Here is a 21,905-nt window from a genome sequence, read left to right on the forward strand (position 1 = left end):
GACAGCCCCCCGGTCCGCCGCCGGGCGCCGGAGTCCCCCATGATCACCCTCACCCTGGTCGGCATCGGCACCGGCAACCCCGAACACCTGACGCTGCAGGCGATCCGCGCGCTGAACCGCGCCGACCTGATCCTGATCCCGCAGAAAGGCCCCGACAAGGCCGACCTCGCCGACCTGCGCCGCAGCATTTGCGCCGAGGTCGTCACAAACCCCGCCACCGTCATCGCAGGCTTCGACCTGCCGCGGCGCGATGCCGCCAACCCCGATTACCGGCGCGGCGTTGATGACTGGCACGACGCCATTGCCGCCGCCTGGGCGCACGAGATCGCCAGCCATCTTGGCACAAATGGCAGCGTCGCCCTGCTGGTCTGGGGCGATCCCTCGCTCTACGACAGCACGCTGCGCATCGCCGCGCGCCTGCGCCCCGCCCCGGCGATCACCGTGATCCCCGGCATCACCTCGATGCAGGCGCTGACGGCGGCCCATGCCATCCCGATCAATGAAATCGGCGCGCCCTTCACCGTCACCACCGGCCGCCGCCTGCGCGACGAGGGCTTCCCGCCCAGCGTCGACACCGCGCTGGTGATGCTCGACGGCGAATGCTCGTTCCAGCATCTGCCGCCCGAGGGGATGACGATCTGGTGGGGCGCCTATGTCGGCATGGCCGAGGAAATCACCGACTCCGGCCCGCTGGCCAGCGCCACCCCCCGCATCCTTGCCGCCCGCGCCGAGGCCCGCGCCCGCCATGGCTGGATCATGGACATCTACCTGCTGCGCCGGACCTGATTTTTCGTAGAAGAATCGCGCCATTCGCGCGTCGCACGATTTTCACGCCAACCGCCCGGAAAATCGGCATTTCATCGCAGACCCCGGTGCCCTGCGGGCCAGTTCGCTGCGGCGGGCATGCGTCCGGCGGCGCCGGGTGCTTTGCTGAACCCATGCCAGCGGAGTCCCGATGAACGCCCTTTCCCCGCCCTTCCCCGCGATGCAGCGCAGCCATGGCGAAGCTGTGGTCACACTGGTGCCGGGGCCGGGGCGCGCCAGGCTCAGAGGTCTGCGCCAGATCGGCTGCGCCAAGGCGATCCTGCCGCGCTGCGAGGGCGCGGTGCCCGAAGTGGTGTTCCTGAACACCGCCGGCGGGCTGACCAGCGGCGACTTGCTGTCCTACGCGCTGACCCTCGGGCCGGGCTGCCGGGCGCTGGCCACAACCCAGACCGCCGAGCGCGCCTATGCCGCCCCGCACGGGCCCGCGCGGGTCACGGTGCGGCACGCGGTGGGTGCGGGCGGCTGGCTCGACTGGCTGCCGCAGGAGACCATCCTGTTCCAGAATGCCAACCTTCACCGCCAGACCCGGATCGACCTAGCCCCCGGTGCCGGCTGCCTGCTGCTGGAAAGCCTTGTGCTCGGCCGCGCGGCGATGGGCGAAACCGTGACCCGCCTGCACCTGACCGACCGGCGCGAGATCACCCGCGTCGGCCGCCCGCTGCTGCTTGACCCCTTCGCGCTTGACGGCACCATTCTGTCGCGCGCCGACAGTCCCGCGCTGCTTGGCGGAGCGCGGGCGATGGCGGTGCTTGCGCTGGTCGGCGCGGGCGCCGAAGATTCCCTTGCCCCGGTGCGCGCCGTGCTGGACGAGGCGGGGGTCGAGGCTGCCGCCTCGGCCTTCGACGGCAGGCTGCTGGTGCGGCTGCTGGCGGCCGACGGCTGGCCGCTGCGGCGGCAGGTGGCGCGGCTGCTGGGCGTGCTGCGCCGGGGTGCGCTGCCCCGCGTGTGGCAGATGTGATGCGATGAGAGGACCAAGATGAACCTGACCCCCCGCGAGAAGGACAAGCTGCTGATCAGCCTTGCCGCCATGGTGGCGCGCGGCAGGCTGGCGCGCGGCGTCAAGCTCAACCACCCCGAGGCGATTGCGCTGATCACCGATTTCGTCGTGGAAGGCGCGCGCGACGGGCGCACGGTCGCCGACCTGATGGAGGCGGGCGCGCAGGTCATCTCCGCCGACCAGTGCATGTCGGGCATCCCCGAGATGATCCATTCCGTGCAGGTCGAGGCCACCTTCCCCGACGGCACCAAGCTTGTCACCGTTCACCACCCGATCCGCTGAGAGGTTTCCATGTCCCATACCCGTCTGTCGCCCCTGCTGGCCGCGCTGCTGCTGATCCCTGGCGCGGCCCTTGCCCACACCGGGCACAATGCCGGCGCGCCCTTCCTTGCCGGACTGGGGCATCCGGTCGGCGGGGCCGATCATGTGCTGGCGATGCTGGCCGTCGGCCTCTGGGCGGCTGTCAGCGGCGGGCGCGCGCTCTGGGCGATGCCGCTGGCCTTTGTCGCGGCCATGCTGGCGGGCGGCGCGATGGGGGCGATGGGCGTGCCCTTGCCGGGGGTCGAGCCGGTGATTCTCGCTTCGGTCATCGTGCTGGGATCGGCGGCGGCGCTGGCGCTGCGGCCGGGGCTGGTGCCTGCACTGGCGGCGATCGCGCTGTTCGGGGTGGCGCACGGGTTTGCCCATGGCGCCGAAGGGCCGGGCAGCGGGCTTGCGCCTTATGCCGCGGGCTTCGTGCTGGCCACGGCGGCGCTGCACGGCGCGGGGCTGGGGATCGGCCTGCTGGCCCGGGCACAAGTCGCGCGGGTGCTGGGCGGGCTCGCGGCCCTGTCCGGCGCCGTGCTGGCCTTCGGCTGAGAGGGCGCGCGATGATCCCCGGAGAGGTCTTTCCCGCCGATGGCGACATCATCCTGAACGCGGGCCAGCCGCAGATCACCCTGACGGTTGCCAACACCGGCGACCGCCCGGTGCAGGTCGGCAGCCACTACCATTTCGCCGAAACCAACCCCGGTCTCAGCTTCGACCGGTCCGCCGCGCGCGGCATGAGGCTTGACATTGCCGCCGGAACCGCCGTTCGGTTCGAACCCGGTCAGACGCGCGAGGTGCGGCTGGTGCCTTATCGCGGCCTGCGGGTCGTGCAGGGCTTCAACGGGCTGGTGATGGGCGGGCTGTGACCCGTGGTGCAGGAGAAGTTGATGTCGAAACCCTATTCGGTCGCCGAGGCGATGCGGCTGTCCGTCCAGATGAGCATGATGGCGGTCGAGGCGCAGACGGTGATCATGTTGCGGCTCTGGGGCATGGCCGGTTTGTGGAACACCGCCGATACCGAGAACGACCGGATGATGACGGAAAAGGTCGATGCGATGCGCGATGCCTCGGCGGCGGCCGGGCGGGCGCTGGCCTCGGGCGCCTCGCCCAACGGGGTGGCGCTGGCCGCGCTGAAACACGTTCGGCGGCGCACCCGGTCGAACGCCGCCCGGCTGACGAAACGCGGGCCGTTCGCATGATGGCCCCCGAACCCCACCGCACAAGCCGGGCATCCCCGACCCAGCTTCAACCCTGACGGAGGCCCCATGCCGACCCCCATCTCCCGCGCGACCTATGCCGCCATGTTCGGCCCCACCACGGGCGACCGCGTCCGGCTGGGCGACACCGACCTGATCATCGAGGTGGAGCGCGACCTGACCACCTATGGCGAGGAGGTGAAGTTCGGCGGCGGCAAGGTGATCCGCGACGGCATGGGGCAAAGCCAGATCTCCCGCGCCGGGGGGGCGGTGGACACGGTGATCACCAACGCGCTGATCGTGGACCATTCCGGAATCTACAAGGCCGATATCGGCCTGCGTGACGGCATGATCCACCGCATCGGCAAGGCCGGGAACCCCGACACCCAGCCCGGCGTGACCATCATCATCGGCCCCGGCACCGAGGTGATTGCCGGCGAGGGGCGGATCCTGACGGCGGGCGGGTTCGATTCGCACATCCATTTCATCTGCCCGCAGCAGATCGACGACGCGCTGCATTCGGGCATCACCACCATGCTGGGCGGCGGCACCGGGCCCGCGCATGGCACGCTCGCCACCACCTGCACGCCGGGGCCCTGGCATATCGGGCGGATGCTGCAGGCCTTCGACGCATTTCCGATGAACCTCTTGCTGTCGGGCAAGGGCAACGCCAGCGTTCCTGCGGCGCTGGAGGAACAGGTGCGCGCCGGCGTCGCCGCGCTGAAACTGCACGAGGACTGGGGCACCACCCCCGCCGCCATCGACTGCTGCCTGACGGTGTGCGACGCGATGGACGTGCAGGCGCTGATCCACACCGACACGCTGAACGAATCGGGCTTTGTCGAGAATACCCTCGCCGCGATCAAGGGCCGCACCATCCACGCCTTCCACACCGAGGGCGCGGGGGGCGGCCATGCGCCCGACATCATCAAGGTGGTGGGGTCGGCAAACATCATCCCCAGTTCCACCAACCCGACCATGCCCTACACGACGAACACCATCGAGGAACACCTCGACATGCTGATGGTGTGCCACCACCTCGACCGGTCGATCCCCGAGGATGTGGCCTTTGCCGAAAGCCGCATCCGGCGCGAAACCATCGCCGCCGAGGACGTGCTGCACGACATGGGGGCCTTTTCCATCATGGCATCCGACAGTCAGGCGATGGGGCGGGTGGGCGAGGTGATCATCCGCACCTGGCAGACCGCGCACAAGATGAAGGTGCAGCGCGGGCGGCTGGCCGAGGAACTGGGGGCCAACGACAATTTCCGCGTGCGGCGCTACATCGCGAAATACACCATCAACCCGGCGATCGCGCATGGCATCTCGGCACATGTCGGGTCGGTCGCGGAAGGCAAGCGCGCCGATCTGGTGCTGTGGAACCCGGCCTTCTTCGGTGCCAAGCCGGAGATGGTGCTGCTGGGCGGCATGATCGTGGTGGCGCAGATGGGCGACCCCAACGCCTCGATCCCCACGCCGCAGCCGGTTTACACCCGGCCGATGTTCGGGGCGTTCGGCGGGGCGCTGCACCGCTCGGCCGTCACCTTCGTGTCGCAGGCGGCGGTGGAGGACGGCGTGGCCGACCGGCTGCGGCTTGCCAAGGCCACGCCGGCGGTGCGGGGCACGCGCGGCATCGGCAAGGCCGACATGGTGCTGAACGCCGCCCGGCCGGAAATCGAGGTCAACCCCGAAACCTACGAGGTGCGGGCCGATGGCGTGCTGCTGACCTGCGAACCGGCAGGCGAATTGCCGCTGGCGCAGCGGTATTTCCTGTATTGACCGGCGCGGCGGGGCGGATTTCCCCGCGGCACGTCTGGACATTTCTGCACCGCGGCATAAGTCGGAAGGGGGGGAGGACGGACCGCCAGAAGGAGCCGCCATGAGCCTGCACCCTGCCAACTCTCCGCTAAGCCCGGAAGCCGCCGCAGCCCTGGACCTGTTTTTCGCCGTCGAGGCCACGGGCTGCAATTCATGGTTGCTGCGACAGGGACGCGAGGCCGAATTCGCGCGCCTTCACGCCCTGCCCGACGCGGCGCTGGCCTCGATGGGCCTGACGCGCGACGGCCTGCCGCGCCACCTGTTCCGCGACATATTCCGCAACTGACCTGCGCGCCCTGCATCGCGGCAATGCAGATGCAGCATTTGCGCTTGCCGCGCTGGTAAGATAACCTGACCACATGGGAGGAAAACTTGGGTTCCATGCCCGGAGGTTTCCAGATGTCTGTCTCTAGCTACCCGCACACGCCACATGCCCTTCACGGACAGTTGGGCGACATGCTGCACGACATGGCCGTCCGCATGTCCGCGCACGCCGAGCGCCGGGGCCGCCACGCCGAGATTGCCCGGCTGGAAGCGAAAAGCGATGCCGAACTGGCCGCGCTTGGCATCCAGAGCCGCGACCAGATCGCGGCCCATGTGTTCCGCGACCTGTTCTACGTCTGACCCCGGGCTTGCCGGGAAAAGCCGCGCATCGGCCTGCAACCATGCCACGGCACTTTTCAATCGGTCGGGGGCGGGCTATCGCTGGGGCATGAACTGTCCGCGAAAGGGGCCTGCCATGTCCGATCCTGTCGAAGCGCGTATCCTGCACCGTGTCGGCTGCTGGCCCGGACCGAGTGCCGGGGTTGTCAGTCTGGACCATGACGCCCGCTTTCTGCGCCGCAAGCGGCTGGTGACCGAAAGCGGCGAAAGCCTGCTGGTCGATCTGCCGGAAACTGTCGGTCTGGAACATGGCGACGCGTTCGAACTGGCCGATGGCCGCCTGATCGAGATTGCCGCCGCCGAAGAGCCGCTGCTGGCGGTCACCGGCGACCTGGCGCGTCTGGCCTGGCACATCGGCAACCGCCACACCCCCTGCGAAATCCAACCCGGCCGCCTGCTGATCCGCGACGATCATGTGCTGGAAGGCATGTTGCGCGGGCTTGGGGCACATGTGACCGAGGTCGTCGCCCCCTTCCGCCCCGAGGGCGGCGCCTACGGGCTGGGCCGCACCATGGGGCATGAGCATGGACCCGAGGTTCACGCCAATCGGCCCGCCCATGTCCTGCACCACGGCGCGCACCTGCACACCGCCGACGACGACGAAACCCCGGCCGAGCCGGAATGACCGACGCCGGGTTGCTGACGCTGGTGCAATGGCTGTCGCCCGGCTTTCCGACCGGGGGCTTTGCCTGTTCGCACGGGCTGGAATGGGCGATTGCGCAGGGCGAGGTGGCCGATGCCGGGGCGGTTCGGCAATGGCTGGCGGATGTGCTGGCACATGGCGCGGGGCGGTCGGATGCGATCCTGCTGGCCCACGCGCTCGACCCCGCCGCCGATCTCGATGCGCTGACCGATCTGGCCCGCGCGCTGTGCGGTTCGGCCGAACGCCTGCGCGAGACCGAGGATCAGGGCGCGGCCTTTGCTGCCACCACCGCCGCGCTGACCGGGCTTGCGCTGGCGGCGCGGCCCCTGCCGGTGGCGGTGGGTCAGGCGGCGCGCAGGCTGGGGCTGGCACCGCAGCAGGTGATCGCGCTGTATCTGCACGCCTTTGCCGCCAACCTCGTCTCTGCCGCCGTGCGCTTCGTGCCGCTGGGCCAGACAGAAGGCCAGCGCGCCCTTGCCGCCCTGCACCCGCTGATCACCGATCTGGCGACCGAAGCCGCCACCCTGCCGCTGGGCGCCATCACCACCGCCGCCTTCCGCGCCGACATGGCGGCGATGCATCACGAAACCATGGATGTCAGGATATTCCGCACATGACTTACGCCCACGGCCCGCTGCGCGTCGGGATCGGTGGCCCGGTCGGGGCCGGCAAGACCACGCTGACCGAGCAACTCTGCCGCGCGCTGGCGCAACGCTGCTCGATGGCGGTGATCACCAACGACATCTACACCCGCGAGGATGCCGACTACCTGATGCGCGCGCAGGTGCTGCCTGCCGAGCGCATCCGCGGCGTGGAAACCGGCGGCTGCCCGCACACCGCAATCCGCGAGGATGCCAGCATCAACCTTGCCGCCGTGGCCGACCTGCGCCGCGCCTTTCCCGCGCTTGACCTGATACTGATCGAGTCGGGCGGCGACAATCTGGCGGCGACCTTCAGCCCGGAACTGGCCGACCTGTCGATCTATGTCATCGACACCGCCGCCGGGCAGGACATTCCGCGCAAGCGCGGGCCGGGGGTGACACGCTCCGACCTGCTGGTGGTCAACAAGACCGACCTCGCACCGCATGTCGGCGTCGATCTGGAGTTGCTGGAGGCCGACACCGCCCGGGCGCGCGGCCCACGGCCCTATGTCATGGCGCGGCTGCGGCAGGGCGACGGCGTGGCGCGGATCGTCGATTTTCTGGTGCGCGAGGGCGGGCTGACGCTGACTCCCTGAGGCTTTCACCCGGGCGGGTCTTGCGCCACCAGCCGCCCCAGAACCTCAAGGCAATGCGTGGCGACCGGCGACAGGCGGCGGTCGCGCAGGGTGATCAGCGCATAGGGCGCGACGTGGATCGGCTGCGCCACGTTCAGGATCACCAGCCCGCTGCGCCCCTCGGTCAGCAGTTGCGCCACCTCCTGGCTGACGGCGGTCACGATGCCCGGACCGCGCAGCAGCGCCATCACCATCAGCAGCGAGGCGGTGTTGATCACCCGAAGCGGAAGCGCCGGGCCATGCGCCAGAAACGCCTCGTCCACCGCGCGGCGGATCGGGGTGCCGGTGCCCTGGATCACCCATTCGTCGGCCAACAGGTCTGCCAGTGCCACCGGGTCCGGCCCGGCGGAGGCATGGTCGGCATGGGCCACGATGCGAGCGACCTCGCCGCGCGCCGGGCGCACCGACAGGGGCTCGGGCGGCAGGCGGGCGGGCAGCCGCCCCAGCATCATGTCGTGCCGCATCGCCAGCAGGCCGTGCATCAGTTCTTCGCTGGTGCCGACCTCGACATGCAGTTCGACATCGGGCACCAGGGCACGCAGCGCCCGGATCGCCGGTGCGACATAGCCCACCGCCGCCCCCGTCACCGCCCCGATCCGCACTACCCCGCCCCGGCCAAGGCGCAGCCGGTCAACCTCCTCTGCGGCACCCTGCAATTCGTCGAGGATGTTGCGCGCCCGCCGCGCCAGACTTTCGCCCGCCGCCGTCAGCGTCATCCCGCGCGGGTTGCGCGCGAACAGCGGCACCCCGACGAGGCTTTCCGCCTCGGCCAGCGTGCGCGAGGCGGCAGGCTGCGTCATCGCCAGCGCATGTGCGGCTATCGACAGTTGGCCATGTTCGGCAATTGCCGCGATCAGCCGCAGGTGCTTCAGCATCAGTCGTGTCGCCAGAGTCCCGACCATCATGCCAATCCTGTCATGCTCTTTTCCAATTTCGGCATTTGATTGGTATGGCGCGCAAAGTCTAGTGTGGAGTTCGGGCCAACCCGGTCCATAACGAAGAGCCCCCGGGGGCAACGGTCACAGCAAGACCGCATCCCACCTGTGGCAGGGAGGAACACCATGAAGATCCTAACGTCAGTTCTGGCGTCTTTCGCGCTTGGCGCGGCGCTTCTCACCGCCCCTGTCCTGGCGCAGGACAAGGGCACGGTCGGCATCGCGATGCCGACGAAATCCTCGGCCCGCTGGATTTCCGACGGCAATTCGATGGTCGAGCAGTTCACCGCCGCAGGCTATGCCACCGATCTGCAATATGCCGAGGACGACATCCCGAACCAGCTGGCCCAGATCGAGAACATGATCACCAAGGGCGTCAACGTGCTGGTGATCGCGGCCATCGACGGCACCACCCTGTCGAACGCGCTGGAAAACGCTGCCGCCAGCGGCATCAAGGTCATCGCCTATGACCGGCTGATCCGCGACAGCGGCAACGTCGATTATTACGCCACCTTCGACAACTTCAAGGTCGGCGTGCAGCAGGCGACCAGCCTGGTGAACGGCATGAAGGAACGCTTCCCCGACGTGAAGCCGTGGAATGTCGAGCTGTTCGGCGGCAGCCCCGACGACAACAACGCCTTCTTCTTCTACGACGGCGCCATGTCGGTGCTGCAACCGCTGATCGATAGCGGCGACATCGTGATCGGGTCGGGCCAGATGGGGATGGACCAGGTCGGCACCCTGCGCTGGGATGGCGCGGTGGCGCAGGCGCGGATGGACAACCTGCTGTCGGCCAACTACACCGACAAGCCGCTGCACGGCGCACTGTCGCCCTATGACGGGCTGTCGATCGGCATCCTGTCGTCGCTGAAGGGTGTGGGCTACGGCTCGGGCGACCTGCCGATGCCGATCGTCTCGGGGCAGGATGCCGAACTGCAATCCATCAAGTCGATCATCGCCGGGGAACAGTATTCCACCGTGTTCAAGGACACCCGCGAACTGGCGCGCGTGACGGTTGGCATGGTCGAGGCGCTGCTGTCGGGCGGCACGCCGGAAATCAACGACACCACGACCTACGACAACGGCGTGAAGGTGGTGCCGTCCTACCTGCTGGAGCCGGTGTCGGTGGATGCCGGCAACTATCAGGCGATCGTGATCGACTCCGGTTATCACAAGGCCGAAGACCTGAAGTGACACCCCGGCCCTGCCGCCATGCGCGGCGGGGCCTTCCCCCAACCCCCGCAGGCACCCATGACCCCCATCCTCGAGATGCGCGGCATCACCAAGACGTTTCCCGGCGTCAAGGCGCTGGACAACGTGAACCTGTCGGTGCTGCCGGGCGAGATTCATGCGCTGGTGGGCGAGAATGGCGCGGGAAAATCCACCCTGATGAAGGTGCTGTCGGGCGTCTACCCGCACGGCTCGTATCAGGGCGGCATCTTCTTCGAGGGGCAGGAATGCCGGTTCGGCGGCATCCACGATTCCGAGGCCAGGGGCATCATCATCATCCATCAGGAACTGGCGCTGGTGCCACTCTTGTCGATTGCCGAGAACATCTATCTCGGCAACGAGATCACCCGGCGCGGCGTGATCGACTGGCAGGAGACGTGGCGGCGGACCGATGCGCTGCTGGCCAAGGTCGGCCTGCGCGAAAGCCCGCAGGCGCGGATCGATTCATTGGGGGTAGGCAAGCAGCAACTGGTCGAGATTGCCAAGGCGCTTTCCAAGAAGGTCAAGCTGCTGATCCTGGACGAGCCCACCGCCGCCTTGCAGGAAAACGATTCCGCCGTGCTGCTGGACCTGCTGCTGGAGTTCAAGGCGCAGGGCATCACCTCGATCCTGATCAGCCACAAGCTGAACGAGATCAGCCGCGTGGCCGACCGGCTGACCGTGCTGCGCGATGGCGCCACGGTGTCCGACATCGCGCGCGAAAACATCACCGAGGCCCGGATCATCCGCGACATGGTGGGGCGCGACATGGCGCACCGCTACCCCGAACGCACGCCGAAGATCGGCGAGGTGCTGATGCAGGTTTCCGACTGGAACGTGTTCCACCCGCAGCACCCCGACCGCCCGGTGATCCGCAACGCGCATCTGACGGTGCGGCGGGGCGAGGTGGTGGGTATCGCGGGCCTGATGGGTGCGGGGCGCACCGAGTTTGCCATGAGCCTGTTCGGCCGCAGCTGGGGCACCAGGATCAGCGGCCGTGTCACGCTGGGCGGCAAGGCGGCCGATCTGGCCGATGTGCCCGCCGCGATCCGCGCGGGCCTTGCCTATGTGACCGAGGACCGCAAGGCGCTGGGTCTGGTGCTGGAAGAAAACATCCTGCGCAACACCACGCTTGCCAACCTGCCCGGCGTGTCGCGGCGCGGGGTGATCGACAGCAACCGCGAACGCAAGGTGGCCGAGGATTACAAGACCCAGCTCAACACCCGCACGCCGACGGTGTTCCAGCGCGTCGTCAACCTGTCGGGCGGCAACCAGCAGAAGGTGGTGCTGGCCAAATGGCTGTTCACCGACCCCGACGTGCTGATCCTCGATGAACCGACGCGCGGCATCGACGTGGGCGCCAAGTTCGAGATCTATGCCATCATCAACCAGTTGGCCGACCAGGGGCGCGGCGTGATCCTGATCTCGTCGGAAATGCCGGAACTGCTGGGCATGTGCGACCGGATCATGGTGATGAACAAGGGCAGCTTCGTGGGCGAGTTGTCCCGCGCGCAAGCCAGTCAGGAGCGGATCATGCAGACCATCATGACCGCCGAAACCAGCGGGGCGAACGCATGACGAAACCTTCCGGCATCGGGGCCTATCTGCGCGGCCACATGCGCGAATACGGCATGTTGCTGGCCCTGCTGGCGATCATGGTGTTCTTCCAGATCACCACCGACGGCACGCTGATGCGGCCGGTCAACCTGACCAACCTGTTTTTGCAGAACAGCTACATCATCATCATGGCGCTGGGGATGCTGCTGGTGATCGTGTCGGGGCACATCGACCTGTCGGTGGGGTCGGTGGTGGGCTTCGTCGGCGCGCTGGCCGCCGTGATGATGGTCGACTGGGACATGCACCCGCTGCTGGTGATCGTGATCTGCCTTGCCGTCGGCACCTGCATCGGCGCGGCGCAGGGCTACTGGATCGCCTACTGGCGCATCCCGTCCTTCATCGTGACGCTGGCGGGGATGCTGGTGTTCCGGGGGGCGACGCTGTGGCTGTTGAACGGCAAGTCGGTCGGGCCGTTCTCCAAGGGGTTCCAGTCGCTGTCCACCGGCTTCTACCAACCTGCACTGATCAGCACTCATGCGCCCATTTACGCATCCCGATGGATTTGATGCGCGCGGGCTGGGCGATCAGCTTGTTCCAAGCATCACAGCAATGATCGACAATTTCGTTGTAGGATTCGAAGATGTGGTTGGAGAGCCAATTATCCCGCATGAACTGCCAGATGTTTTCGACGGGATTGAGTTCAGGGCATTTGGCTGGCAGCGGAATGATGCTGATATTCTCTGGTATGATGAGTGCGGCGGTCATATGCCACCCAGCCTGATCCATGAGCAGTACGGCATGGGCACCAAGCGCCACGGTTCGAGCGATTTCAGCAAGATGCAGATTCATCGCGTCCGTATTGCAAACCGGCAGGACAAGCCCTGCGCCCTTGCCCAGTGCCGGGCAGATTGCTCCGAAGATGTAGGCTGATATGGTTCGTTGGTCATGCGGTGCGGAGGGCCGTGTTCCACGTTGTGCCCATCGGCGCGTGATCTTGTTTTTCTGACCGACTCGGGCCTCGTCCTGGAACCAGACTTCTATTGCAGTGCCTTGTGGCAGGCGCGCGCGGACTTTTTCCAGTTTGGTTGCAAAGCCCCCTTTTTAAACCCCTCCAGCGCCTCTGTGTCTTGTGCATGGTGGCGCGGTCGCGCCGTGAGCTTCACATAACCCAGCTTCTTCAACTCCCGGCTCACGGTCGTTTCGTCAATCGAGACCGTAAATTCCTTATAAAGCCACTGTGCAAGGTCGATCAGTCGCCAGCGCACGACTCCATGGATTGCAGGGATCGGTCCGCTTTCGACGATCGCCACAAGCGCCTGGCGTTGGACATCATTGAGCTTGGGTCGATTGCCACGCGCTTTACCATCAATCAGCGCATCCGGCCCGCGGGCATTGAGCCGCACAACCCAGTCGCGTACAATCTGCAGACCCACACCGCCGATCCGCGCGGCATCGCTGCGGCTGCCGCCATCGTAGATCTCAGCCAGCGCCAGAAGCCTTCGGCTTTGGTTCGCGTTCTTCGTCTTCCGTGCCAAGCGCCTCAATGTCGCCCCGTCAAAGTCCAACCGCAATGCTATCGCTGCACCCATGGCCATGCCCTCCCTGATCTACCGCAATAGATTCAGACTTTTGGCGCTTTGGGAATCCCCCGTGAGTCAGCTTTCGCACCGCTTGGTATTCGTGCCCGATTTCCTGCCGTTCATCGCCCCGCTGCTGGGGATGGAGCGGCTGAACGGCTTTGCCTTCGTCACCGGAATCGTGATCGTGGGCATGATCCTGTGGATGGCCTGGACCGCGCGCAAACGCGCCGCCGCCTATGGCATGGTGGACGAGCCGCTGGCGTTCTTTCTGGTCAAGAACCTGATCGTCGGCGCGGCGATCCTGTACATCGCCTGGCTGCTTGCGACCTTCCGGGGCATCCCGAACGTGCTGGTCACCATGGGCATCCTGATCGTGGCCTACATGTTCCTGACCAATTCCACCACCATCGGCCGCCGCATCTACGCCATCGGCGGCAACGAGAAGGCGGCAAAGCTTTCGGGCATCAAGACCGAGCGGCTGACCTTCCTTGCCTTTGCCAACATGGGGTTTCTGGCGGCACTGGCGGGGCTGATCTTTGCCGCCCGCCTGAACACCGCCACCCCCAAGGCGGGCGTGTCCTTCGAGCTTGACGTGATTGCCGCCGTGTTCATCGGCGGGGCGTCGATGTCGGGCGGGGTCGGCACCATTGTCGGTGCGGTGGTGGGCGCCTTCATCATGGGGGTGATGAACAACGGCATGTCGATCCTGGGGATCGGCATCGACTATCAGCAGGTGATCAAGGGGCTGGTGCTGCTGGCCGCCGTGATCTTCGATGTCTACAACAAATCCAGATCCTGAGGCCGCCATGCACCTGAGCCAGATCATCGACGGCGGCGTCATCTGCCGCACCGGCGGCGCCACCCGCCATGTTCCGGGCGCCACCAGCATCCTTGCGCTGGCGCAGGAGGCCATCGCCTCGGGGCGCGCGCTGGCCGATACCGTGACCGCCCGCGGGCGCGGGGACGATGCCGACCTGCCCGCCCTGCTGGCCGCCGGGAAGATCGACTGCCCGCTGCGCCACCCCGACCCGGCGCACATGGTCATCACCGGCACCGGGCTGACGCATCTGGGCAGCGCCGCCGCCCGCGACGCGATGCACGCCAGGGCCGAACTGGAAACGCTCAGCGACAGCATGAAGATGTTCCGCATGGGGCTGGAGGGCGGCAAGCCCGCGCCGGGCACGCCGGGCGTGCAGCCGGAATGGTTCTACAAGGGCAGCGGCCACGGCGTGCGCGGCCCCGGACAGCCGCTGGCCCGGCCCGCCTTCGCGCTGGATGGCGGCGAGGAACCCGAGATTGCCGCCTTCTACCTGATCGCGCCCGACGGCACCCCCTGCCGCATCGGCTTTTCGCTGGCAAACGAGTTTTCCGACCATGTGATGGAACGCATCAACTACCTCTACCTCGCCCATTCCAAGCTGCGCGACGCGGCCTTCGGCCCGGAACTGCTGCTGGGCGACCTGCCTGCCGATGTGCAGGGCACCAGCCGCATCCGCCGCAACGGCGCGGTGATCTGGGAAAAGCCGTTCCTTTCGGGCGAGGCGAACATGTCGCATACCCTTGCCAACCTTGAACACCACCACTTCAAGTATGGCCTGTTCCGCCAGCCTGGCGATCTGCACGTCCACATGTTCGGCACCGCGACGCTCAGCTTTGCCGATGATATCCGCACCGAACCCGGCGACCGGTTCGAGATCGAAGCCCCCGTCTTCGGTCTGCCGCTGTGCAACCCGCTGGTGCCTGCCACCGATACGGTGCCGCCCGTCCGCGCCCTCTGACCTGCTTCCCGAAAGGACCAACAATGACGTTCCAACCCGCCCCATGGCCCCGCCGCTTGCGTTCGCAGGAATGGTTTGGCGGCACGTCCAAGGACGCGATCTACCATCGGTCGTGGATGAAGAACCAGGGCCTGCCGGCCGACCTGTTCGACGGCCGCCCGGTGATCGGCATCTGCAACACCTGGTCGCAACTGACGCCCTGCAACGCCCATCTGCGCGATCTGGCCGAACGGGTGGCGCATGGCATCTACGAGGCGGGCGGGTTGCCGATGGAATTCCCGGTGATGAGCCCTTCCGAATCCGCCTTCCGGCCCACCGCGATGATGTTCCGCAACCTCTGCGCGATGGATGTCGAGGAATCGCTGCGCGGCCAGTGCATCGACGGCGTGGTGCTGCTGGCGGGCTGCGACAAGACCACCCCCGCCCTGCTGATGGGCGCGGCCTCGGTCGATATTCCGGCGATCCTCGTGTCGGGCGGCCCGATGCTGAACGGTTATTTCCGCGGCGAGCGGGTCGGGTCGGGCACCCATCTGTGGAAATTTTCCGAAGCCGTGAAGGCGGGCGAGATGACGACCGAGGAATTTGTTGACGCCGAAGCCTCGATGTCGCGCTCGGCCGGGTCGTGCAACACGATGGGCACCGCGTCCACCATGGCGAGCATGGCCGAGGCGCTGGGAATGGCGCTTTCGGGCAACGCCGCGATCCCGGCGGTGGATTCGCGCCGCCGCGTCATGGCGCATATCACCGGGCGGCGGATCGTTCAGATGGTGAAGGACGACCTGAAGCCTTCTGACATCCTGACCCGGCAGGCGTTCGAGAATGCCATCCGCGCCAACGGCGCCATCGGCGGGTCGACCAACGCGGTGATCCACCTTCTGGCCATCGCGGGCCGGGTCGGGGTGGACCTGACGCTGGATGACTGGGACCGCTGCGGCCGCGACGTGCCGACCATCGTCAACCTGATGCCGTCGGGCAAATACCTGATGGAAGAATTCTTCTATGCCGGCGGCCTGCCGGTGGTGATGCGGCGGCTGGGCGAGGCGGGCCTTCTGCACAAGGACGCGCTGACCGTATCGGGTGGCCCGGTGTGGGACGAGGTGCGCGACGTGGCGAACTGGAATGACGAGGTCATCCTGCCCGCAGACAGGGCGCTGGCACAGTCGGGCGGCATCGCGGTGCTGCGCGGCAACCTGGCCCCGAACGGCGCGGTGCTGAAGCCTTCGGCCGCCACCCCGGCACTGATGGTGCATCGCGGCCGCGCCGTGGTGTTCGAGGACATCGACGACTACAAGGCACGGATCGACGATGAAGATCTGGATATCGACGAAACCTGCGTCATGGTGCTGAAGAACTGCGGCCCGCGCGGCTATCCCGGCATGGCCGAGGTTGGCAACATGGGCCTGCCGCCCAAGGTGCTGCGGAAAGGCATAACCGATATGGTGCGGATTTCCGATGCCCGCATGTCGGGCACCGCCTTCGGCACCGTGGTGCTGCACACCTCGCCCGAGGCGGCGCGCGGCGGGCCGTTGGCGGTGGTGCAAAACGGCGACATGATCGAACTGGATGTGCCGCAGCGGCGGCTGCATCTCGATATTCAGGATGCCGAGTTGCAGGAACGGCTGGCCGCCTGGGTGCCGAACACCCCGGTGCCGACCGGCGGCTATGCCCAGCTTTACCACGAGCGGGTGATGGGGCCGGAAACCGGGGCGGATTTCGATTTCCTCGTCGGCTGCCGTGGCAATGCCGTGGCGAGGGAAAGCCACTGACATGGCAATACCCGTCGCCGTGGTCGGTATCGGCAAGATTGCCCGCGACCAGCACCTGCCCGCCATTGCCGCCAACCCGGCCTTCCGGCTGGTGGCGGCGGTTTCGCGCCACGCACAGGTAGAGGGCGTGCCGAGCTTCACCACCTTCGATGACTACCTTGCCCACGGCCCCCACGCCGCCATCGCGCTTTGCACTCCGCCCGATGCGCGGCTGGCGGTCTGCCTGCAAGCCATCGCCGCTGGGCGCGACCTCTTGATCGAAAAGCCCCCCGCCGCCACGCTGGGCGAGATTGAAACCATCATCGACGCCGCCCGCAGCGCCGGGACCACCCTGTTCGCCACCTGGCATTCGCGCTTCGCCCCCGGCGTGGCGACGGCCCGCGACTGGCTGGCGGGCCGACGGATCGACGCCGTGCAGATTATCTGGCGCGAGGACGTGCGGCGCTGGCACCCGGGGCAGGACTGGATCTGGCAACCCGGCGGCTTCGGCGTCTTCGATCCCGGCATCAACGCGCTGTCGATCCTGACAGAAATCCTGCCCGGCCCGATGCATGTCGACACGGCCGAGCTTGAGGTTCCCGCCAACGCCGCCACCCCCATCGCCGCCCGCCTGGCGATGACCGCGCGCGGCTCCATCCCTGTCTCGGCCGATTTCGACTGGCGCCAGACCGGCCCGCAGACCTGGGAAATCGCGGTTAAATCCGAAGGCCACCACCTGCTGCTGGCCCAGGGCGGCGCCCTGCTGGCGATTGATGGCGACGCAGTGGCGCTGGACCCCGAGGCGGAATACCCCGCCATCTACCGCCGCTTCGCCCGCCTGATCGCCGACCGCACTTCGGATGCCGACACCGCCCCGTTGCGGCTGGTCGCGGACGCCTGCCTGAAAGGCCGCCAGATCGCGGCCGAACCGTTCATCGCCTGACCGTCAGATTTCGCAGGAAAGGTCGATGATCGCCCGCTCCGCAAAGCGGCCACGGAACACCTCGTACTGAAACTCCTCCAGCGGGCGGTCGGGGTCGTCGGTGCGCAGCCGCCCGCTGACCGCGATACGGTAGACCGGCCCGGCATCGACGGTCTTGCCGCCCGAGGGCGGAAACCGCCGGTTGTCGCCCAGAAACAGGCTGGTGAAGCGCAGCCAGCAGGTCCGCGCCCCGATCACCCCGGCCAGCGCGGGCAGCGCCATCTCGTCCTGGGTTGGCGATTCCACCTTGTCGAACTGCACCAGCACCGGGCCGACCGCACGCCGCGCGACCACCCGCAACGACCCCCAGGCCTTGGATTCGGCGGGTTTCGGGCGATCCTCCAGCAGCACGTTCGGCGGGCGCAGGCCAAGCTTGCGCATCAGCTCGTTCACCCCGGCGCTGCCCCCGGCCAGAATGAAGGCCGAAAGCACCAGCGACAGCGCCGACCCTTCCCCCGTGCCCCCGGCAAGACCCATGATCCGGGCGAAGATGTCGTAATCGAACCCGGTCACCACCAGATACCCGGCCGCCACCGCCACCAGCGACTTGACCGCCTTGCCGTTCAGGAACTCGCGGTAGACCCGCCACTGGAACAGCACCGTCAGCGCGAACTCCAGCACGGTCGCCGCCACGAACAAGCCCAGCAGCGCCTTCAGCAGGGCCTCGGCATTGACCAGTTGCGGGGCCGACGCATCCTGCGCCAGTGCCCCGGGCGCGCCCAGCGCCAGCAGCGCCCCCACCGCAGCCAGCACACGCAGGGCCCGCGCCAGCCGCGCCTTCACAACAACCAGAGCCGGACCAGCCATCTCGACCACGATCCCTTCCTTGCGGTTCCTGCGGGTTTCCGCCCTGTGGCAGAATGGGTGCCACTGCCCGGTGAAACCGTCCGCCAAACGGCGTTCGGGCCGTCATTCCAATTATGTCACGGATCAGACCCTGAGTCTGCGCATTCAAGAAGCCCGCCGATCCCCGTGCAACGGTTCGAGGCGGGTCGCGTGCGTGGGGTCATCGCTTCGGGGCGGCGCCGTCCCGACCCGGACGCATCGCGGCTGCAATGATCGCGTCACGCCATGTTGGCATTGGCAATCCAAGCGACTCCACCGCCCCGGCGAACGTGCATTCACCAGACCACCGCCGCGCCCAGGGTCAGGACCCATGATCTTGCACGCGCGGCGTGATTCAGCCCCCGCACGAAGACTGAACGATGAGCAACCTGTTCTGGCTGACGGACGCGCAGATGGCGCGACTTCAGCCGCTATTTCCGAAGAGCCACGGCAAGCCCCGCGTCGATGACCGGCGGGTGCTGATCGGAATGGCAGTCATCAATCGCAATGGCTTAGGATGGCGCGGCCTGAGAAGCATGGCCCGCCAAAGACCCTCTACAACCGTCGGAAGCGGTCGAGCGACCCTGCACGACCACCTCGATCTCGGCACGCTGCTGGCAGTGCCAGCGCAGCGGCGACAGCGTGACCTCCGGCACTCCCGGTTCGCCGTCACGCAGGATCAGGAGGCCAGCGGCACGTTCGGGAAGCACTTCGCCGCGCAGGGCCGTGGCGAGCCGCGATGAGAGGCGCGCGTGCCGCGCGTTGAGATATGGTTTCGCGGAGGCTGGGGAAAAGAAAACTTCCATGCGAAAGGCGAACTGGCGAACTCGTCCGTGCAAGTTGCCACCCCGTGAAGCGTCCCTTCGACGACCACCCGACCGACAGATCGCCGCCGAAAGCCGGCAAGGAATGCGCCCTTCCACATATGCCTTTCCGGCGAAAGTAACAGCCGTGCGTTTTTTGTCGTCGCAAGAAACAGGCTTGCGCTATACCAAAAAGAAAAAATGATAGACCAGAATGTTGGACAGGTGGGTTGCCCACGGGAGCCCCCACAGGGAGGCTTGAAGATGCTCGCAAAGATACTCGTCCCCGTGCGTGGTGATGGCATGGGCAAAACGGTCATCACCCATGCGGCGGTGCTGGCCCACCGGCACAAGGCGCATATCGTTGTCGCGCATTGCCGCCTGAGCCCACAAGACATGATGCCCCACAGAATTGCGCTGCCAGCCTTTGCCCGCAAGGCCATCGTGTCGCAGGCGGCGCAGCTGGCTGACCAGGAGGAGACGGCCCTGCGCTCCTCGCTCCACGCCTTCGCGGCCGAGCTTGACCTTGCCGAAACCGACAAACCTGATGGCACCCGGGCAACGGTGGAGTTCATCGAGGAATTCGGCACCATGGCAGAGGTGATCAAGCACAACGGGCGGCTTGCCGACCTCGTCGTGGTGGCCAAGCCCGACCGCGACCGTAATCTGGGCACCAACGCCCTGAAGTCGGGCTTGTTTCAGACCGGTCGGCCCATCCTGATGTGCCCTCCCCGCACCGAGGTTTCAGGCGACTTTGCCGCGCATCTGGCCGTCGCCTGGAACGGGTCACTCGAGGCCGCAAGAACTGTCGCGCTCACTCTGGACCTTGTTTCAGCAGCGGAACGGGTGACGATCCTGGCCGTCGGGCGTGGACAGCCTCATGCGGCTTCGCCAGAGGAACTCCTCGATTATTACCGTCTGCGCGGGATCAAGGCCGAGATCTGCCGCTTCGAGGCCCGCTCTCCGGGCCCGGCGTTGCTCAAGAAGACCAAGGACATCGGTGCAGGTGTTTTGGTCATGGGTGCCTATGGGCAAAGCCATGAACGCGAGACGCTGTTTGGCGGAAACACGCAGACCGTCGTGGACAAAGCCGACATCCTGGTCGTGATGGCACACTAGAAGTTTGATCTTGCGCGCAACAAAAGGTTGCCCGGAAAGAAAACCTCGCAATATAGTGTCTATCAGAGAGCTTCTGCCCACGCAGGCGGTGCCCGGTTCCCATCACGGAGGAGAAGACTTATGCCGATTACGAAGCGCGCCTTCTTGACCTTGTCCTGCGCGGCGCTGGCCACCATGACCCCGACACTTGCCCTCGCACAGGAATGGCAACCCCGACGCCCGATTGATTTCGTGATCATGGCCGGGCCAGGAGGAGGGGCTGACCAGATCGCGCGGTTCATCCAGTCGGTGGCCGAGAAGATGGACCTCTCAAAGCGACCGCTCGTGCCGAACAACAAGGGTGGCGGTTCGGGGGCCGAGGCACTGCTGCACGTCAATGGCGCGGGCGACCCCGACCACACGATCCTTGTGACGCTTAACTCGTTCTTCACCACGCCGCTGCGGCAGGCAAACCTGGGGATCGACATCCAGAACTTCACGCCCATCGCGTTGATGGGGGTCGATCCCTTCGTGCTGTGGGTTCATGCTAAGTCCGGGATCACCACCGTGGACCAGTTCGTGGAAAAGGCGCGCGAGATGAACGGCGAGTTCGTCATGGGCGGCACCGGCACGGGGCAGGAAGATTCTATCGTGATTGCATTTCTGGCAGGCGCCTATGACCTGAAGATCAAGTACATACCCTATGACGGCGGCGGGGCGGTTGCCCGCGATCTGGCCGGTCAGCAGGTGATGGCGACGGTAAACAACCCGGCCGAGGCCAAGGGGTTCTACGAGGCGGGCGACTTCGTGCCGCTGCTGGCATTTTCGGATGAACGTCTGGCGGCCTTTCCCGACGTGCCGACGATTCGCGAACTCGGACACGATTTTTCCTACGCCAACCAGCGGGCCGTGGTCGGTGCACCCGGAATGTCGGAGGAGGCAGCGGAATACTACCGCTCGATCTTCACCACGATCTACGAAAGCGAGGACTGGCAGGGCTATCTTGCCTCTGAAAGCCTGTCGCCGCTGTGGATGAACGCCGACGAGCAGCGCGCCTACTGGGCGAAGGAAGTCGAAAGTCACCGCGCCCTGCTGGCTGCGCTGGATAGTTGAGCCTTCGACGATCCGGGCCTGAACGGCAGGGGATTTTTATGCGCTACGGCGAAATTCTGACCGCGTGCGTTCTGGCGCTCTTCTCGATCTATCTCATGTGGAAGAGCGCCGACCTGCCGATCGGCTACATCGAGGGAAAGGGTCCTGGCGGCGGGGCCTGGCCGTTCTGGCTTTCGGCGGTCATGCTGATTTCCTGCATAGCGATTGCGATCAATTGGGTGCGTGGAACCAGCCCGCTGTCGAAGTCGGACAAGCCGTTTCTGGACAGCCATGGCTGGCGGATGATCGGGCTGGTCGGCGGCGGGTTGATCGGCTTTGTCGCCCTGATCGCGGTCATCTCGATGTACGGGGCAATCGCTGTCTTCCTGCTCTATTACCTGCGGTTTCTGGGACGACATTCCTGGGCGTTGAGCATCGGGCTGTCGGTCGCTACACCGATCCTGTTTTTCTTCTTCTTCGAGGGGGCGATGCGGATCACAATGCCGACCGGATTGCCATTCATGGACCCGGTGTTCGATTTTCTTTACGAAATCATCTACTAGGCGGTGTCTGC

At 66.5% G+C, this 21,905-nt stretch carries 23 protein-coding genes and 4 pseudogenes; 23 read left to right on the forward strand and 4 right to left on the reverse strand.

The features are described from left to right. Window positions 1–39 precede the first annotated feature (39 nt). The 12 genes from cobF to ureG all read left to right on the forward strand — a co-directional run bounded on the left by cobF (window position 40) and on the right by ureG (window position 7,688). Window positions 40–786: a precorrin-6A synthase (deacetylating) gene (gene cobF / locus RNZ50_04740; protein ID MDT8854357.1), complete on the forward strand. Its 747-nt coding sequence runs from the start codon at window positions 40–42 to the stop codon at window positions 784–786. 169 nt (window positions 787–955) lie between these two features. After that, window positions 956–1,783, forward strand: a complete 828-nt coding sequence (locus RNZ50_04745; protein MDT8854358.1) for an urease accessory protein UreD — start codon at window positions 956–958, stop codon at window positions 1,781–1,783. 18 nt (window positions 1,784–1,801) lie between these two features. Beyond that, window positions 1,802–2,104, forward strand: coding sequence for an urease subunit gamma (locus RNZ50_04750; protein MDT8854359.1), 303 nt, complete (start codon window positions 1,802–1,804; stop codon window positions 2,102–2,104). 9 nt (window positions 2,105–2,113) lie between these two features. Continuing rightward, a complete protein-coding gene (locus RNZ50_04755) occupies window positions 2,114–2,680 on the forward strand; it encodes a HupE/UreJ family protein (protein MDT8854360.1) in 567 nt (188 codons plus the stop codon). 11 nt (window positions 2,681–2,691) lie between these two features. After that, entirely contained in the window at window positions 2,692–2,997 is a 306-nt protein-coding gene (locus tag RNZ50_04760; GenBank protein MDT8854361.1) for an urease subunit beta, read from the forward strand. Window positions 2,998–3,018: 21 nt separating this feature from the next. Then, window positions 3,019–3,330, forward strand: coding sequence for an antifreeze protein (locus RNZ50_04765; protein ID MDT8854362.1), 312 nt, complete (start codon window positions 3,019–3,021; stop codon window positions 3,328–3,330). A gap of 66 nt (window positions 3,331–3,396) precedes the next feature. Next, window positions 3,397–5,106, forward strand: a complete 1,710-nt coding sequence (gene ureC / locus RNZ50_04770; GenBank protein ID MDT8854363.1) for an urease subunit alpha — start codon at window positions 3,397–3,399, stop codon at window positions 5,104–5,106. Between the two features lie 100 nt (window positions 5,107–5,206). Next, window positions 5,207–5,431 carry a hypothetical protein gene (locus RNZ50_04775; protein MDT8854364.1) on the forward strand — a complete coding sequence of 75 codons (225 nt, stop codon included), beginning with the start codon at window positions 5,207–5,209 and terminating at the stop codon, window positions 5,429–5,431. Between the two features lie 113 nt (window positions 5,432–5,544). Continuing rightward, the gene (locus RNZ50_04780) at window positions 5,545–5,769 is read left to right on the forward strand and encodes a hypothetical protein (protein MDT8854365.1); all 225 of its coding nucleotides are present in this window, start codon (window positions 5,545–5,547) and stop codon (window positions 5,767–5,769) included. 115 nt (window positions 5,770–5,884) lie between these two features. Further along, window positions 5,885–6,433 (forward strand): urease accessory protein UreE, encoded by a 549-nt coding sequence (gene ureE, locus RNZ50_04785; GenBank protein MDT8854366.1) that lies wholly within the window; start codon window positions 5,885–5,887, stop codon window positions 6,431–6,433. Further along, window positions 6,430–7,068, forward strand: a complete 639-nt coding sequence (locus RNZ50_04790; protein ID MDT8854367.1) for an urease accessory UreF family protein — start codon at window positions 6,430–6,432, stop codon at window positions 7,066–7,068. The genes ureE and RNZ50_04790 overlap by 4 nt, the downstream gene beginning before the upstream one ends. Next, complete coding sequence (ureG, locus tag RNZ50_04795) at window positions 7,065–7,688, forward strand: urease accessory protein UreG (protein MDT8854368.1); 624 nt, start codon at window positions 7,065–7,067, stop codon at window positions 7,686–7,688. The genes RNZ50_04790 and ureG overlap by 4 nt, the downstream gene beginning before the upstream one ends. A gap of 5 nt (window positions 7,689–7,693) precedes the next feature. Here the strand turns inward: ureG and RNZ50_04800 are convergent, their stop codons facing one another. Next, window positions 7,694–8,629, reverse strand: coding sequence for a LysR family transcriptional regulator (locus tag RNZ50_04800; GenBank protein MDT8854369.1), 936 nt, complete (start codon window positions 8,627–8,629; stop codon window positions 7,694–7,696). A gap of 159 nt (window positions 8,630–8,788) precedes the next feature. Here RNZ50_04800 and chvE point away from each other — a divergent pair, with 159 nt between their 5' ends. The 3 genes and pseudogenes from chvE (at window position 8,789) to RNZ50_04815 (ending at window position 11,937) form a co-directional block, all read left to right on the forward strand. After that, the gene (gene chvE, locus RNZ50_04805) at window positions 8,789–9,856 is read left to right on the forward strand and encodes a sugar ABC transporter substrate-binding protein (protein MDT8854370.1); all 1,068 of its coding nucleotides are present in this window, start codon (window positions 8,789–8,791) and stop codon (window positions 9,854–9,856) included. Window positions 9,857–9,913: 57 nt separating this feature from the next. Continuing rightward, the gene (gene gguA, locus RNZ50_04810; protein MDT8854371.1) at window positions 9,914–11,449 is read left to right on the forward strand and encodes a sugar ABC transporter ATP-binding protein; all 1,536 of its coding nucleotides are present in this window, start codon (window positions 9,914–9,916) and stop codon (window positions 11,447–11,449) included. Further along, window positions 11,446–11,937, forward strand: a pseudogene (locus RNZ50_04815) (sugar ABC transporter permease). Before gguA ends, RNZ50_04815 begins: the two are co-directional and overlap by 4 nt. 16 nt (window positions 11,938–11,953) lie before the next feature. On the opposite strand, the gene RNZ50_04820 reads toward RNZ50_04815, so the two are convergent. Beyond that, window positions 11,954–13,017 (reverse strand): IS630 family transposase gene (locus RNZ50_04820; protein ID MDT8854372.1). Its coding sequence is split into 2 segments (ribosomal slippage): window positions 11,954–12,523 and window positions 12,526–13,017, totalling 1,062 coding nucleotides; the frame shifts between segments, so codons are not numbered across the junction. A 127-nt stretch (window positions 13,018–13,144) separates the two neighbouring features. Here RNZ50_04820 and RNZ50_04825 point away from each other — a divergent pair. The 4 genes and pseudogenes from RNZ50_04825 (at window position 13,145) to RNZ50_04840 (ending at window position 17,474) form a co-directional block, all read left to right on the forward strand. Then, window positions 13,145–13,807 (forward strand): annotated as a pseudogene (locus RNZ50_04825) (sugar ABC transporter permease). 7 nt (window positions 13,808–13,814) lie between these two features. Further along, window positions 13,815–14,786, forward strand: coding sequence for a GguC family protein (gene gguC, locus RNZ50_04830; GenBank protein ID MDT8854373.1), 972 nt, complete (start codon window positions 13,815–13,817; stop codon window positions 14,784–14,786). A 23-nt stretch (window positions 14,787–14,809) separates the two neighbouring features. Next, window positions 14,810–16,552: an L-arabinonate dehydratase gene (araD, locus tag RNZ50_04835; protein ID MDT8854374.1), complete on the forward strand. Its 1,743-nt coding sequence runs from the start codon at window positions 14,810–14,812 to the stop codon at window positions 16,550–16,552. 1 nt (window position 16,553) lies between these two features. After that, window positions 16,554–17,474 (forward strand): Gfo/Idh/MocA family oxidoreductase, encoded by a 921-nt coding sequence (locus tag RNZ50_04840; protein MDT8854375.1) that lies wholly within the window; start codon window positions 16,554–16,556, stop codon window positions 17,472–17,474. Between the two features lie 3 nt (window positions 17,475–17,477). Here RNZ50_04840 and RNZ50_04845 read toward each other — a convergent pair whose 3' ends face one another. Further along, window positions 17,478–18,329: a hypothetical protein gene (locus RNZ50_04845; protein ID MDT8854376.1), complete on the reverse strand. Its 852-nt coding sequence runs from the start codon at window positions 18,327–18,329 to the stop codon at window positions 17,478–17,480. A gap of 389 nt (window positions 18,330–18,718) precedes the next feature. On the opposite strand from RNZ50_04845, the pseudogene RNZ50_04850 reads away from it, so the two are divergent. Further along, window positions 18,719–18,921 (forward strand): annotated as a pseudogene (locus RNZ50_04850) (transposase). Here RNZ50_04850 and RNZ50_04855 read toward each other — a convergent pair. After that, window positions 18,920–19,144, reverse strand: a pseudogene (locus RNZ50_04855) (acyl-CoA transferase). The pseudogenes RNZ50_04850 and RNZ50_04855 sit on opposite strands and share 2 nt — an antisense overlap. A gap of 261 nt (window positions 19,145–19,405) precedes the next feature. On the opposite strand from RNZ50_04855, the gene RNZ50_04860 reads away from it, so the two are divergent. The 3 genes from RNZ50_04860 to RNZ50_04870 all read left to right on the forward strand — a co-directional run bounded on the left by RNZ50_04860 (window position 19,406) and on the right by RNZ50_04870 (window position 21,894). After that, the gene (locus RNZ50_04860) at window positions 19,406–20,260 is read left to right on the forward strand and encodes a universal stress protein (GenBank protein ID MDT8854377.1); all 855 of its coding nucleotides are present in this window, start codon (window positions 19,406–19,408) and stop codon (window positions 20,258–20,260) included. A gap of 120 nt (window positions 20,261–20,380) precedes the next feature. Continuing rightward, a complete protein-coding gene (locus RNZ50_04865) occupies window positions 20,381–21,352 on the forward strand; it encodes a tripartite tricarboxylate transporter substrate binding protein (GenBank protein ID MDT8854378.1) in 972 nt (323 codons plus the stop codon). Window positions 21,353–21,390: 38 nt separating this feature from the next. Further along, window positions 21,391–21,894 (forward strand): tripartite tricarboxylate transporter TctB family protein, encoded by a 504-nt coding sequence (locus tag RNZ50_04870; GenBank protein ID MDT8854379.1) that lies wholly within the window; start codon window positions 21,391–21,393, stop codon window positions 21,892–21,894. Window positions 21,895–21,905: the final 11 nt, after the last annotated feature.

This window comes from Paracoccaceae bacterium Fryx2, from assembly GCA_032334235.1.
GTDB lineage: Bacteria > Pseudomonadota > Alphaproteobacteria > Rhodobacterales > Rhodobacteraceae > JAVSGI01.

Excerpts from the sequence above, each read along its gene's own strand:
- cobF (MDT8854357.1), top strand. The coding sequence starts at position 40 with ATGATCACCCTCACCCTGGTCGGCATCGGCACCGGCAACCCCGAACAC.
- RNZ50_04745 (MDT8854358.1), top strand. The coding sequence starts at position 956 with ATGAACGCCCTTTCCCCGCCCTTCCCCGCGATGCAGCGCAGCCATGGC.
- RNZ50_04750 (MDT8854359.1), top strand. The coding sequence starts at position 1,802 with ATGAACCTGACCCCCCGCGAGAAGGACAAGCTGCTGATCAGCCTTGCC.
- RNZ50_04755 (MDT8854360.1), top strand. The coding sequence starts at position 2,114 with ATGTCCCATACCCGTCTGTCGCCCCTGCTGGCCGCGCTGCTGCTGATC.
- RNZ50_04760 (MDT8854361.1), top strand. The coding sequence starts at position 2,692 with ATGATCCCCGGAGAGGTCTTTCCCGCCGATGGCGACATCATCCTGAAC.
- RNZ50_04765 (MDT8854362.1), top strand. The coding sequence starts at position 3,019 with ATGTCGAAACCCTATTCGGTCGCCGAGGCGATGCGGCTGTCCGTCCAG.
- ureC (MDT8854363.1), top strand. The coding sequence starts at position 3,397 with ATGCCGACCCCCATCTCCCGCGCGACCTATGCCGCCATGTTCGGCCCC.
- RNZ50_04775 (MDT8854364.1), top strand. The coding sequence starts at position 5,207 with ATGAGCCTGCACCCTGCCAACTCTCCGCTAAGCCCGGAAGCCGCCGCA.
- RNZ50_04780 (MDT8854365.1), top strand. The coding sequence starts at position 5,545 with ATGTCTGTCTCTAGCTACCCGCACACGCCACATGCCCTTCACGGACAG.
- ureE (MDT8854366.1), top strand. The coding sequence starts at position 5,885 with ATGTCCGATCCTGTCGAAGCGCGTATCCTGCACCGTGTCGGCTGCTGG.
- RNZ50_04790 (MDT8854367.1), top strand. The coding sequence starts at position 6,430 with ATGACCGACGCCGGGTTGCTGACGCTGGTGCAATGGCTGTCGCCCGGC.
- ureG (MDT8854368.1), top strand. The coding sequence starts at position 7,065 with ATGACTTACGCCCACGGCCCGCTGCGCGTCGGGATCGGTGGCCCGGTC.
- RNZ50_04800 (MDT8854369.1), bottom strand. The coding sequence starts at position 8,629 with ATGGTCGGGACTCTGGCGACACGACTGATGCTGAAGCACCTGCGGCTG.
- chvE (MDT8854370.1), top strand. The coding sequence starts at position 8,789 with ATGAAGATCCTAACGTCAGTTCTGGCGTCTTTCGCGCTTGGCGCGGCG.
- gguA (MDT8854371.1), top strand. The coding sequence starts at position 9,914 with ATGACCCCCATCCTCGAGATGCGCGGCATCACCAAGACGTTTCCCGGC.
- gguC (MDT8854373.1), top strand. The coding sequence starts at position 13,815 with ATGCACCTGAGCCAGATCATCGACGGCGGCGTCATCTGCCGCACCGGC.
- araD (MDT8854374.1), top strand. The coding sequence starts at position 14,810 with ATGACGTTCCAACCCGCCCCATGGCCCCGCCGCTTGCGTTCGCAGGAA.
- RNZ50_04840 (MDT8854375.1), top strand. The coding sequence starts at position 16,554 with ATGGCAATACCCGTCGCCGTGGTCGGTATCGGCAAGATTGCCCGCGAC.
- RNZ50_04860 (MDT8854377.1), top strand. The coding sequence starts at position 19,406 with ATGCTCGCAAAGATACTCGTCCCCGTGCGTGGTGATGGCATGGGCAAA.
- RNZ50_04865 (MDT8854378.1), top strand. The coding sequence starts at position 20,381 with ATGCCGATTACGAAGCGCGCCTTCTTGACCTTGTCCTGCGCGGCGCTG.
- RNZ50_04870 (MDT8854379.1), top strand. The coding sequence starts at position 21,391 with ATGCGCTACGGCGAAATTCTGACCGCGTGCGTTCTGGCGCTCTTCTCG.